Source organism: Candidatus Nomurabacteria bacterium (assembly GCA_023898525.1).
In the GTDB taxonomy this organism is placed as follows: domain Bacteria; phylum Patescibacteriota; class Minisyncoccia; order Phycocordibacterales; family UBA918; genus OLB19.
This window is the reverse complement of the sequence record CP060227.1, coordinates 1,074,540-1,087,875: the sequence shown is the minus strand read 5'-3', so window position 1 is coordinate 1,087,875 and position 13,336 is coordinate 1,074,540. Positions and strand designations below refer to the sequence as shown.

At 39.8% G+C, this 13,336-nt stretch carries 15 protein-coding genes; 1 reads left to right on the top strand and 14 read right to left on the bottom strand.

Annotation, left to right across the window (positions count from 1 at the left end; genetic code table 11):
* Positions 1–16 precede the first annotated feature (16 nt).
* From H6779_05485 to H6779_05455, 7 genes are all read right to left on the bottom strand, one after another.
* Positions 17–409 carry a hypothetical protein gene (locus H6779_05485; protein USN87817.1) on the bottom strand — a complete coding sequence of 131 codons (393 nt, stop codon included), beginning with the start codon at positions 407–409 and terminating at the stop codon, positions 17–19.
* 17 nt (positions 410–426) lie between these two features.
* Complete coding sequence (locus H6779_05480) at positions 427–1,533, bottom strand: hypothetical protein (protein USN87816.1); 1,107 nt, start codon at positions 1,531–1,533, stop codon at positions 427–429.
* A 102-nt stretch (positions 1,534–1,635) separates the two neighbouring features.
* Positions 1,636–2,712 (bottom strand): hypothetical protein, encoded by a 1,077-nt coding sequence (locus tag H6779_05475; protein USN87815.1) that lies wholly within the window; start codon positions 2,710–2,712, stop codon positions 1,636–1,638.
* 618 nt (positions 2,713–3,330) lie between these two features.
* Positions 3,331–4,524, bottom strand: a complete 1,194-nt coding sequence (locus tag H6779_05470) for a hypothetical protein (protein USN87814.1) — start codon at positions 4,522–4,524, stop codon at positions 3,331–3,333.
* Between the two features lie 113 nt (positions 4,525–4,637).
* On the bottom strand, positions 4,638–5,744 hold the full coding sequence (locus H6779_05465) for a hypothetical protein (GenBank protein ID USN87813.1): 1,107 nt from the start codon (positions 5,742–5,744) through the stop codon (positions 4,638–4,640).
* Positions 5,745–5,839: 95 nt separating this feature from the next.
* On the bottom strand, positions 5,840–6,721 hold the full coding sequence (locus tag H6779_05460) for a hypothetical protein (GenBank protein ID USN87812.1): 882 nt from the start codon (positions 6,719–6,721) through the stop codon (positions 5,840–5,842).
* Between the two features lie 5 nt (positions 6,722–6,726).
* A complete protein-coding gene (locus tag H6779_05455) occupies positions 6,727–7,305 on the bottom strand; it encodes an RNA polymerase sigma factor (GenBank protein USN87811.1) in 579 nt (192 codons plus the stop codon).
* A 125-nt stretch (positions 7,306–7,430) separates the two neighbouring features.
* Between H6779_05455 and H6779_05450 the strand changes: the two genes are divergently transcribed.
* On the top strand, positions 7,431–8,126 hold the full coding sequence (locus H6779_05450) for an rRNA pseudouridine synthase (protein ID USN88306.1): 696 nt from the start codon (positions 7,431–7,433) through the stop codon (positions 8,124–8,126).
* A 49-nt stretch (positions 8,127–8,175) separates the two neighbouring features.
* On the opposite strand, the gene H6779_05445 is transcribed toward H6779_05450, so the two are convergent.
* The 7 genes from H6779_05445 to H6779_05415 all read right to left on the bottom strand — a co-directional run bounded on the left by H6779_05445 (position 8,176) and on the right by H6779_05415 (position 13,266).
* Positions 8,176–8,622 (bottom strand): hypothetical protein, encoded by a 447-nt coding sequence (locus H6779_05445; GenBank protein ID USN87810.1) that lies wholly within the window; start codon positions 8,620–8,622, stop codon positions 8,176–8,178.
* 134 nt (positions 8,623–8,756) lie between these two features.
* A complete protein-coding gene (gene typA / locus H6779_05440) occupies positions 8,757–10,541 on the bottom strand; it encodes a translational GTPase TypA (protein ID USN87809.1) in 1,785 nt (594 codons plus the stop codon).
* A 154-nt stretch (positions 10,542–10,695) separates the two neighbouring features.
* On the bottom strand, positions 10,696–10,887 hold the full coding sequence (locus H6779_05435) for a hypothetical protein (protein ID USN87808.1): 192 nt from the start codon (positions 10,885–10,887) through the stop codon (positions 10,696–10,698).
* A 35-nt stretch (positions 10,888–10,922) separates the two neighbouring features.
* Positions 10,923–11,207 carry a GIY-YIG nuclease family protein gene (locus tag H6779_05430; protein ID USN87807.1) on the bottom strand — a complete coding sequence of 95 codons (285 nt, stop codon included), beginning with the start codon at positions 11,205–11,207 and terminating at the stop codon, positions 10,923–10,925.
* A 69-nt stretch (positions 11,208–11,276) separates the two neighbouring features.
* A complete protein-coding gene (locus tag H6779_05425) occupies positions 11,277–11,939 on the bottom strand; it encodes a hypothetical protein (GenBank protein USN87806.1) in 663 nt (220 codons plus the stop codon).
* A gap of 130 nt (positions 11,940–12,069) precedes the next feature.
* Entirely contained in the window at positions 12,070–12,672 is a 603-nt protein-coding gene (locus tag H6779_05420) for a hypothetical protein (GenBank protein USN87805.1), read from the bottom strand.
* Between the two features lie 90 nt (positions 12,673–12,762).
* Positions 12,763–13,266, bottom strand: coding sequence for a hypothetical protein (locus H6779_05415; protein USN87804.1), 504 nt, complete (start codon positions 13,264–13,266; stop codon positions 12,763–12,765).
* Positions 13,267–13,336 lie beyond the last annotated feature (70 nt).

Genomic DNA, 13,336 nt, shown 5'->3' with positions numbered 1-13,336 from the left:
AGCTGTTACTTTAATACTATAAAGCTAACCTGTCACGCGACCTAATGAAATCTAAAACGTAATTTAGAAGTATGAGTATAAGCAGTATAAACAGAATAATACTGATAATGAGAGTAGATTTGTCCATGCCATTACTACTCGGTTCATTAAAATTAACTGCAATTTCCCTATCTTTCGCTTCTAGTTCACCCTCTAATTCGGTAATACGAGCAGTTAGCTGATTAACCTCAGTCGGAGAAACCCCAACCTGAACACCAACCACATTGGCCAGATATTCCTGAGTAGAAGTAGATAAGCCTTTTGTAGCAGGAATCAAAGCCCCACTATCAAACACTAGCACTACTGCAAAAACAACTGAGAATACGCGCAACAAACTATGATAGGTAGAGTTTTGTAACGTAGTCTTCATTAACTTAAATTATATCATTAAGAGAACAGCAGCAGTAGCACAATAAGAAACAGTGCGGTTATGCCTAACATTGATATAAAGACCAGAAATACTGGAAATTGACCTCTTTGCCTAGTTCGTACCAATTTTCTAGCTGAGCCGGCTGTCATAATGGACACGGTTCTTCTTATGTATAATTTTACTCCAAAGTACACAGACAAAAGTACAACTACCAAGACAAATAGAGCCGGCCCGACAATATTCATAGGTAGAATCCAAAAAGTCACCGTACTAAACATAGTATTACGCTCTCCATCATCACCATAACTAGCACTAAGTACAGCTTCATACCTTCCAAAGCCAGTTCCGTCATCTTTCCAAGAAATCTCAAAGTCACGTACATTGACAGACTTATTGTCTGGATTAATACCAGCATGAGGCACTCTAGCCTGTGACTCATTAAATGTTAATTGAGCAACCTTTTTACCAAACATGTTGGTGACCTCAAGCGGACCAATGGGTTTAATAAATGTATTCCCATCATTTTGAATCTTAACTAGAAAATCAACATCAATATTTGAGTACAAGTACTTACTCGTCGAGAACTGACGGATCATAGCTGAATTAACAATATCACCACCGATTCTTATACTTATAATATTGGCTACTTCATATCCGATACTGGCACCACTACTACGTATATCAGGCGGTTCAACCGAAACTACAATAGCCCCGAAGTGATCACCGGGCGAAGCAAAGTCCGGTACATCAAGATTAAAGCTTATATTAGCAGTATCTCCAGCCGGAATGAAGATAGAAGATTCATTAAGTGTAACCCAATCACCTAACTCATAACCTGACTGTTCAGAGTGCTGAGTAGCAAACTTTGGTACTCCGCCAGCCCCTACATCTTCTATATCTCTTTTAGATAAATAAAAAGTTTGATCTGCTTCACTAAGATTTTTCAACTCCACCGTATAAGACTTGGTTTCACCAAGCTCCATCTTTCCTTCAATTATTGCCGGCTTGATCCCCACTCCAGCCACACCGTCCTGAGCAAATGCAATTGATACAAAAGATATACAATAAAAAAAGGCTAATAAGGTTATTACTAGTAAAGTTCGCAGGTTATATGTGATTTTCATAATTTAATTTTCTAATAATACCATCTACAACAATCCCGAAGTTTTAATTATTAACAAAAAAACCACATATATGTGGTTTTTTTGTTAATTAGACCTAGCTAACTAGAATGTTGGAGTAGCGATGTACATCAAAGTTGTTTGATAGTCATCTGCCGCTTCCTGAAGTGGTGTCACCTCTATTTGGTAACCTACCTTTGCCAGACCATAATCTTGAGTCGTTCCATCGGAAGGACCGTTGTGAGAGAAGATCTGACGTGGAGTAGTGCTAGCCGCGACCCATCTGTCCCCGCCAGTTCCAACATTAAATTCATTTGAATTTAAATCAGAATCGTCTGAAGTTAGACCCCAGTGTCCCCATGTATTCTCATCGAGAAGAGAGTCTCCTGGAGCACTCCAAGCTGTCGGAGTATCGACATATGTACCATCACTAAACCCATCAATATCAGCTAGGGTGGATGAACGTAGGTTTCCATCCTGCTGAACTGTTACTACAAAGCCATTAATCGCATTGGTTGAAACTCTTAGCTCCTGTCCAAGCATGTAAACTGTATCGGCTGACAGAACTCCAAATGGAATTGTAGTAGTTGAAGAAAGTCCGGTTGTGGTAGCGTTATTAATTACTGTAGATGTTGCTAGGCCGGACACTGTAAAGTCAAAGCTGGTATTTACAATCGCACTAACGGTAACATAATCTACAATCGCTACTCTCATTCTACCTGAATCAAGAGGTGTGGTTACCTGAAACTCATAGGACTGAATGCCAGCCGGATTGGTGATTATTCCATCGTTAACAACTACTCGTACTTCTTGCGTAGAAGTAGCCGTGATGTTATTAAACGATATCGTCTGACCTACTGCTGAGAACGCGCCTGGCGAGGCACCGCCACCATCTACTGTTACGGTGATGTCCCCCACTAACGTCGAAGCCACTCCTGTAAAGCCAGATGGGAAAATAATACTGATTGTATCACCTGCTCCCAATCCTGATGCGGGCTTAAACTTGATATCGTGACTTGATGTCACACTTGGACCCGAGTCGCTTAAAGTATTACTAATATCTGTAAGGTTAGCTGCTTGTGCAATTCCGTAGGCTCCGAGTGACCAGAGCACCACCGCACACGCAACGAGCATCGCGACTACCCGGTGCGTAAAGCCAACATTTGTTGGTATTACGAACATATTTATTTATATTAAAATTACTAAATAACTTAAAGTCCTATAATCTTGAGATGCTCAAAATTTATAGAACTGGCCGATTGAAGTCTGTTGTGGAGAGATGCTAGATAATTTTTTGAAAAGTCTCAGCCAATTATTTTGCATCACTTCAATCGTCTGATAGACATTATAGCCAAGTTAAGACAAACTGTCTGATTCGTGCTGTTGATAAGTTCTACTAAATAAGACAAAAGTAATAAAGATAACTATATAAATTCCCATAATACAAGATTATAGAAGTCAGAGTCATGAAGTAGTATCAAATACAATTGTCGCTAACAAACTTTAACACTAGTTTGCATAAATGCGAGTGACCTATAACTTTATAATAATAATCAAATCTCCATCCAGGGTCCTAAAATCATAATCCATTAAATTTCAAATTTTCATGTAACAGACTCTGGCGTAGGTAGTGTTATCTTTTACAAGAAGCTACATTTATTTATTTTAGCCGCCTTAATAATTATAATTCTAGTATTAACATAACGACTACTCAACGATTATACATTGATAAAGGACACCATTTTTATGGTGTCCTTTATGTCTTTTATATATTATATCCTTATTTTTGCAGGTTTTGTTTTAGTGTAGCTGCCAGATTTTCGGATCTTCTTCACCATCAATTTTGAAGTAGCTAACACCTCCTATTTTATACTTATCAGCTAGTTTTACTTTATCCTTAGCCGCACCAGCATCAGAGTAAGTTGCAAACCGGACCACCACTTCTTGCTTTGTGATATCAGCAAACATTAGGGCTCTAGCTGCATTTTCAAAACCCTTAGGTGTACCAGACGGTATAGGCAGGACTGTTAGACCGACATATGGTGACGTCACCGGAAAGTAACTGTATATCATCTCTCCACTACTAGTCCGACCTCTTGGAGTTGAATATTCCTTAGAAAGTTCTCGTAATCTAGGCACATTGAGAGTAGCGACCAACCTATAATCTCGATACCAATTTGGCGCAACGGAAACATCCCAAACACGACCATAGGTGGAAATGCCAAGCTGGATTTTATCTGCCGGAATATCCTTGAGAGCTAATTTTAAGACTTTTTCAACCCAATCTTTATCCGCTACAGGCATATAAGGAACACCGGCCCGGGCTGAATTTAAAGTTAAGTCAGCCCTCTGCTGGTCATAGGCCATAATCTCCACATGATCACAGTAGCGACCAATCGCCTTGTAGTCATTGGCGTACTCTAGTACCTCGGGGACCGTCCTAAAACGGTCCTCTGGTGGAGTCCTAGCCTCTATTGCACAGCTGAGATCTTTGTTTCCCAAAGCTCTATTAAGCTCCTTTAGAAAAGTTGAGAAATAATCTATTGTTTCAGCCTCTTTTTGTTCATAATCAATCTCTATTCCATCATATCCTTCTGATTTTACCAAACGCACAATATCGTTTATATGGGCCTTCCTTAGCTTCCTGTCACTTAAAGTCTCATGGATTTGCTGCCCGTCAAACCAGGAAATTGTAGGCACGACTTCTACATTATTTCTCTTGGCAATCCTCAAAAAATCCTCCCACTCATCACTGTGGATGTCAGTTTTTTCAATGATATCTCCCTTGTTATCAATCTCATAAACAAAGGGGCGTATTGTGTCTAGCTTTTTAATATTTTTAGTTGCACTTTGGATTCCCGCCTCATCTTGCCACCACGGTATCCAGCCAGAAACTTCTATTCCAGACGCAGCAACTGACTGAAAAGGTAGAATTGACAGTGTAAATACTAAAGCAATTTGCTTTTTCAGTCCAAAAATGTGTTTTTTATTCATAATATTTATATTGTAGCACCGATGACGTATTACAATGATTTTTCTTACTTAGTATTAAAAAACGAGACAAAAAGTCTCGTTTTTTATCTATTTAGATCTTATTGAGAATTAAGTTATCTCACGCAAACATGGGATATTCTCGCAAATCGATTGTAATACCGGTCACCAACCTCGGTTGGTCCTGGAATATAGACGTGACGACTAACGCCATAATTACGCCTATTTGCATGACCACGCCCCACCAATATCACTGATTGATATACATCGTCGGCTTGCCAAAAACTTCCGCCATTTAAGCGATCAACCCATTTAGCATACCCTGGTGGACATAACCCAGTGTCACTGTCTGAAGAACTATCTTCTGATTCTGACTCTTCACTTGGACCACTCACCCCGTCAGATTCCTCTGTCTCTTGATCTCCTATCTGGCCATCTTCATCCTCCTGATTTTTACCATCAACGTCTTTCTCTCCTTCATCAACTATACTTTCATCATCTTGCGTCCCTTCGTCATCATCTCCAGACACTGGTTCTACAACAGAATCGTCTTCCAGATCGTCTATCGTACAGATATTATCCACTAGCTCATAACCATCAGGCACAACTTCCTGCAAACCATCTAAATTAGGACATAAGTCGACTGATTCATCGACAATTTCGATCATTTGACAGTCTCCTCCGTCCAGAACCTCATAACCCGCTGGTACTTCAGCTTGGTTACCTTCAATATTAGGACACATGTCTGTAGCGGCTGCTGCTGTACCTTGAAGAGAGATGTTTGTTATCACAACTTTGTCGCTTGAAGCGCCTGAGTTCGCCTCCACCTTTATAAATAAGGCCATATTTGGAACAGCTGCCTCAGGAGGTAAGAGTGTATTTATAATGCCATGCTCGTCTGTACTACTACCAGCTAAACCTAGCACAGTACCCAGCACAAACTCTTGTCCACCAATACTATAACCATAAGAGAAGCTGTCTTGTGGTGGACCGAAGTCTAATTTGGTTGAATCATAGGTAAAACTAAATTCCAACTCACTATAGTCACTAGCGTCGATACTTGGTGAAATAAAGCTAGAGCTGTTACTAACACTTTCTGTTTCCTGAGAAAACAACACCTCATCTGCCGCTTCCACCAACAATAAGTTTGATAAAAAAGAAAGTGAAAGTACCAAAGCTATGGACAAACTGAGGTAAAACCACGATATTGATTGATTATGCATAAAAGAACCTGATTAAGACTAATATGTTTTTGATTATATTAGGAAACTCTTAAGACAAGCAAAAAATGTTGGGGAAAAGTTTAATTTGAGATAGATTATTGAAAATGCAGGCGATGCACCGGCGCAATCTGAGCACAAACTGCACTTAAACTGGTCTTGTTATCTATATCTGTTATTTTGGTATCCTGGTAACGGAGCATTCTTGATATCATATTCTCTCTTGTTTCCCTCAACTCAGAAATGGTTCTTGGATTATCAAACGTCCACGGAAAAACAGCACAGGCATAGAATTTTGGTGGAGATATACGCAAAACCTGCCCCACGACTCGCACGTTACTACCAGCAGCTAGAAATTCAAGCTCTTCCTCATTAAGATCTGAAACCCCCATATCCCAATTTCTTCCATCAATATCCTCAAATAATATCGCCATCGCTGGTTTATCTAGATCCTTATTTTGTACATGACCAACCAAAAGACCTCTTTGCGGTTGTTGCCATAGATTCCTTTCCATTCTTTCTTGCGACTCATAAGCCGGTATGACCAACCCCAACCAACGATCTGCACCAAAACCAACCCCCATAAGGTGTAAGACTAAACCTCCAAAGAGACTTGAAGTTACGCTTACAACCAACACAAGCCCCACTGGGTACCGATAACCACTCTTAGTGTGTCTAATATGCTTAATAGATAAAAATATCACAAAAACCAGAACAAAGATCCATAGATACGGCAAGACCTCTATCATGAAGGTAAAAAAGTCCTCATGAGTAGCTTCGTAGAATGAGTACCAACGAGATTGAACCACAAACATCACCACAGCCACCGCCAACGCACCAAAAAGTGTCGTCAGCATCCACAAAAGCCACATCAAAACATCCAGAGCAGTGAACATTATTCTTGGTATTGGCTGGACTTCATTTTCAGTAATTTTATCCAAAACCACTTGTCTTAATTCATTTTTGGTTTTATCTTCCATATTTTTTATGTAATACGTATAGATTCATGATTTAGTACATCATAAAGTTGTTTTTTACCACGATGCAACAAAGTACCGACTGAACCAATGGGGATTTTTAATACATCTGATATTTGGTCGTATTCTAGGTGTTCAAAATACCGCAAAATTAAAACTTCGCGATATTTTTCGTCAATCTTATGCAGGGCTTTATTTAATATTTCCGCATTTATGTTTTGATCAAAGACTAGGTCAGGTGCATCCGCAGACGAACTCACTAAACCCAACACCTCCTCACTATCCGCAATCATATGCCCTTCAGGACGAACTTTATGCTTACGATACCAACTGATTGCCTCATTGTGAGCAATACGATAAATCCAAGCTGAGAAAGATAATGAAGTATCAAAACTATTAAGATTTTTATAGGCCTTTATAAATATTTCCTGCAAAACATCCAACTGATCGTCAGGATTCCTTACACCAAGCCGGTTAATGTAACGTTTGAGCTTGGCTTCATAACGATCCACAATAAAACCAAACGAACTACGCTGTTGCAGCGTCATTTTTACCAATTCTATGTCAGTTGGTGGATTGTCTTGCATAAAGCCTATTTATTATGGTCGCATAGTTTCAAACAAAAGACAAAATAATTACTGACCTCCTTTGTGCCATGTTCAAATTTGCAATATTGTTTTTTTTATTGCAATCTATAGGCATGAATTTTCCGATGAGGATAAATAAATATCTAGCTGAACAAAAAGTTGCCTCCAGACGTGAGGCAGATGCTTTGATTGAGTCTGGAAAAGTATTGATAAACGGCAAAAAAGCTACTCTTGGACAGCAAGTAGCGAAGGGTGACACTGTCGAGCTCATTGGTAAGCCTAAAAAACATACCTATTTAGCTTATTACAAAGGTCGCGGTGTTATTACCCACTCACCAGCTGAGCATGAGATTGATATAGCCACCAGACTCAAAAAAGATTATGGAATAACCGGAGTAAATCCGATTGGTCGCCTGGACAAAAATTCTGAGGGATTAATGATTCTAACGGACGACGGTCGCCTAACTGGACCACTATTGGACACAGAAGCTAACCATGAAAAAGAGTACGATGTAACGGTTGATAAACCTGTAACTGGAATGTTTACTAAACTCATGGAAACCGGAGTCGACATAGAAGGCTACAAAACTAAGCCTGCTAAAACAAAAGCAAATCCAAAGAATAACAAGCGTTTTAAACTAACTATTACCGAAGGTAAAAAACATCAAATCCGTCGCATGTGTGCCGCTTTGGGATTTCAAGTCCAAAACTTGAAGCGAGTTAGAATCATGAATATTGAACTAGGAAGTCTAAAGCCAAATCAGTATCGAAAGATAGGTGGTGAAGAATTGCAGGTTTTGTTAAAAAGTCTGGAATTATAAGCCATATATTAAAAACGGTCCCAAAGTGAGACCGTCTTTCAATACAGTTCTAGATGTTGGTTAAAAGATTCCGTAACGTCATCAGAACTCTGTATATACTAAACTTCCACATAGGATAAAATATATCGTATTTTCTGTACTTTTTACCCAATACACTTAGAAAGTGGTCCGGGTAAACAAACACAGTTACCCTTGTCTCACTCTGCTGCAAATAGGTATTGTAGGTTATAGACAGAGTTCCATAACAGAAGTTACCAAGCGGTGACAAATGAAAATCTTTACCGACAACAGTGTAATCTTCTCCAAGTGCCCGCAGCTTTTGCATAAGCTCATTCAATTGATCTTCTGTGTAAAGACCCATTTCTGGAGCTACTAAAATTTTAGTACTTTTATTATCAGACATCCGCTTATCCGAGCAAACATCTATGATAAGCATACCCCTACTTTTTAAAAAACCTAAAATCTCATTAAAATGTTGGTCTTTTAATTCAAACATTCTTATGTTCTCCTAATTTAGTTGATATAATCGTGCTTCTATTGCAATTTATAACACGTAATCATCTATATGACTAGATTAAAAATAGGGCGGAACCGTAGGTTCCGCCCTATTTTTTACCTCTACAAACCAAATTACTTCCCTCTCTTTCGCTCACTTTCTTTCAGTAAAGCCTTGCGTAGTCTGGTGCTTTCCGGTGTAATCTCTAAATATTCATCATCCGCCATGATTTCCAGCCCAAGCTCGATAGTAATGGTCTTTGGTGGCACTAGGTTAATAGCATCATCTGAGCCAGAAGCACGCATATTAGTGAGCTGCTTACCTTTGGTTGGATTTACCGTCATCTCCTCACCCTTGGAAGTGTTACCAATCACCATACCCTCATACACCTCGGTACCGGCTCCGATATATAGCTGACCACGATCTTGTAGTCCATACAAAGCAAAACCAAGCGCTTTCCCTTGAATCATTGATATCATTGAGCCAACCTGGCGTTTTTTGATTTCACCAGCATAAGGACGAAAACCAAGTACACGAGAAGCCAGAATACCCTCACCCTTGGTATCAACGATAAATTGATTCTTATAGCCTAGAAGTCCGCGAGTTGGCCCTTCAAAAATAAGTCTTACCTGATTGTCGTGTGGCACCATATTCATCATGACAAAGCCACGATTTCCAAGACGCTCAATCACCGCGCCCTGGAATTCTACAGGTATATCAATCGTTACTTCCTCAAACGGCTCCATTTTTTGTCCTTCTTCCTCCTTAATAATTACCTGCGGTTGCGACACCGCTAGTTCATAACCGTCACGACGCATATTTTCAAGCAAAATTGCAATATGCATTTCACCACGTCCTCGCACTTCAAAAGTGTCACCTTGAGAGAAGTCCACCTGCAAACCCACGTTTATCTCCAATTCTCTTTCTAAACGTTCACGAATCTGACGTGAAGTTACATACTTACCTTCTCGTCCCGCGAAAGGTGAAGAGTTAGGCATAAACTGCAAAGCAATGGTTGGTTCGTCTACCGCAATCGCTGGTAATGGCTCAGCTGACTCACTATCAGTCAAAGTATCTCCGATATTAATATCAGCAAATCCGGCAATCATCACAATATCACCAGCAAAAGCCTCCTGAACATCGACTTTCTGTATACCCTTAAAAGTAGAAAGTTTTACCACTTTACCTTTTCCGGTTTCGGTACCCTTATGCTTTATAAACAAAGGCTGATTCGCCTTCACAGATCCTTCGTAGATGCGAGCAATCGCCAGACGTCCAAGGAAGTTGTCATAACCAAGATTGAACACCTGAGCACGCAGATTTTCACCTTCTGTATAAGCACGAGCGGCTGGCACCTCTTCCAATATCACATCAAGCAGTGGCGATAGGTCTTTTAGCTCATCTTCCATCTTGCGCTTAGCTACTCCATCACGACCAATTGCGTATACCACCGTAAAGTCCGATTGATCATCATCAGCCCCTAATTCCAAGAAGAGCTCCAACACCTGCTCCTCAGCTCGCTCTGGGTCAGCGGCCGGCTTGTCGATCTTGTTTAAGACTACTATTGGCTTTAGTCCTAGTTCTAGTGATTTTTTGAGTACAAAGCGAGTTTGTGGCATCGGACCCTCCTGCGCATCTACCACCAAAAGAACTGAGTCAATAGAGCGCAAGACGCGCTCCACCTCAGAGCCAAAATCCGCGTGACCCGGTGTATCTACTATATTGATTTTAGTACCCTTATACTCGATTGAAGTATTTTTGGCATAAATCGTAATACCACGCTCACGCTCTAGCGCGTTACTGTCCATTGAGCTTTCTCCTTCACGTGCCCCAGTCTGCTCCATCAAAGCATCAGTCAAAGTAGTTTTACCATGGTCTACGTGTGCGATGATAGCGATATTACGAATTTCCTGTGCCATATATAAAAAAATGATTAAAATTAAAATATTAAAACCTCCATTACCCGCTTACCATAATCCTTAAACGAGAAAGGACGCGTATTACCAATGAAGCCAAACGCGCCCAAAAGTGCCACTATCATACCGATAAAACCTAACTTTGTCTATACTTAACTTAACTGCTACAGACAACTAAAATGAAGAACGAGACTGCGACCAAAACAGGGAATGAAACAACTAAGACGGCTTTGTAAAAATCCCAGTTTTCATAAACCTCCAACCCAATGAACCCAATCACACCCAGAACCAGCAGTACATAAAGTACCATACCCAATTCCTCAATCAAAACATCTAGCTTCGCTAGCATCTTATTACCTCCCATGAATTACTGACGTGCGCAAATCAAACTATTGCAGAATATCTATAATCTGTCAAGATTTTCTCTTTTTCAGATTTAGTAAAGTTTTTCAACTCAACTTCTCTTTTACTCGCTAGTTGGCGACCATGTAGAGATTCGCTGTAAACCAACTCAACCGGGCGGCGAGCGCGAGTGTACTTAGCACCGCTTTTTCCTTCATTATGCTCGTTTATCCGACGGCCAAGATTGGTGGTTATTCCAGTGTATAGAGTATCATCAGAACATCTCAGCATGTAGACGTACCAAGTTTTATCATTTTTTATTTTCATAAACCACCATTAAAAGCTTGGTTAGCATACCAGGCAAAAATAGTAATGAATATAACTATTACGATAAATTTAAGCATGATTGATGTTACTTATTTGCTGTCGTCGGCGCCAGGTTTGATAAATGACAATTAATAAGACTACAATACCAATCGGATAATAAACGTAACTTGACTTAAGCATTGAAAACATTGATTTTCCAAAAAAAGATTGGATTGTACGTACATTGGAGAGTTCACTAAAGTACCCATTATCAACTGACTCTTGTCCCACGATCAGCACATATTTACCAACATTATCAGGAGTACTGACTTCTACTCTATAAACACCCGGCTTTAGGGTAACAACAAAAGGATCTGAATAGTCCATGGTAAGACCTAGCAAATCATCGTGGATTGGCTCCCACTTAGCTTTTACGTTGTTCGTGCGACCAATTTCAGTAACTCCACCACGATTCTCATTTTGTTGTACTAGAATCAAGGAAAAAGGGACCAGCTTATCTGATTCAAGTTGAGCTAAACGCAAGTATAGTTCTGTTGAACTACCCACTACAAATTCATACATATGCGGATCGTTTTTTAACTCGCCCAAAAATTCTCTTTGTAGTGACAAGCTGCCGCCAACCGCCGTAACCGAATACGGGACTGTAACGATGTTAATAACCGGATTATAGGCTTGCGTAGTAGCTGTTGGTAAGAGAAAAATTAGTAGGAGAAAAAGATAATTTAATTTCATTAGATAATGATAGCAGAAAAGCGTCGCGCCCTAAAGGACGCGACGCTTTTGTGTTGTTCACTACCCCCCCCTCGTGATCAAGCACTAAAGCACATAACACGCAAACATATTCTATTTACGGACAACCTGCTTATACACTATTACTGTCCACCAAACCCGCCTCCTCAAGAATCGCTCGCACAGTCTCTCGGTCGTTTGCTTGATGAGCTGCTCTAAGAGCATCACGCTGTTCATCTGTTAGATCAAAATACCTATGTTGAGTATTGTGGCTAGACTTATAATGACCTGCTTTAGCGTCTTTAGTTAGCCCAAGTTCATTGTATATAATTTTTGCCTGCTCATAATTACCTTCTTGCCTCATCTCATGAGCAGCCTTAAATTGCAAGAAATCTTCCTTGGTCGTTATGATGTCAGCTAATGGCGAACCACTGATTACCGCCTTAAATCCTTCATAGTCAGAATCCTCTAAGGTTTTATGAAGTTTCATGTGTGACTCCCTAGATATCTGACGTAAACTATCCAACTTAGCTTCGTCTACACCAGCCTCTAGCAATACATCTCTAGCTTTTTCATCCTCTCCTTTTGAACGGTATTCACGTGCTTGCGAAAAAGCTTCAATTTGATCGCGAGAAAATCCAGCCTTATTTAACTCATCAATTCCTATATATGCCTGTACTCCGGTAGCCGTAACTGCAAAGGCTGCTAGTGCAATTAGTAATGATTTTGATTGCATATTCAATTTTCAATTTATCCAAGTAAAAAAAGATTGTGAGAATCTCACTTCTCACAATTATTTATACGTACCAGTTGATAAAATCTTTCGCTATTCTATAGTTTCAAAATAGTTCCATAGTTTTGCAAGACTAGACCAAGCCTCAGTGTTGTAGTTGATATTAGTTTTGCAAGTATCTAATTCATAATCAGTTCCAGCGCGAGTGATCTTAAAATTATAGTCAACCCCACCCTCCATTGAAGAACAGTTCTTGGTTGAAACTTTCTTAGATAACTGCTTCAAAGCAAGTGTCTCTATATTGTCAGTTAATTCCTTTCTTAGAGTTTTCGGTACCACTCCCTCCTTACTAACCTCTCCAACGTCAGCCTTGTTCAGCAATACTCGATAGGTGCCGTCTGACAACAATTGAAATGATAAACAGCCATCACTTTGACAATTTCCGTAAGCCTTTCCCACAATTGCGAAATCGCTGTAGGTATCTTTCGTAGAAACGTCAGAATCCTTAAATGAAAATCCGGTTATATAATAATAACCACCAGCCACTAAGCCAATAACAAAAGTAATAAGTACGCTAAGTGTATCTTGTCTGGTCATGAGTATCATAATATAAATTATAGCATTGGTTATAACAAGAAAATGCCCGGCGCCATAGGCGCCGGGCATT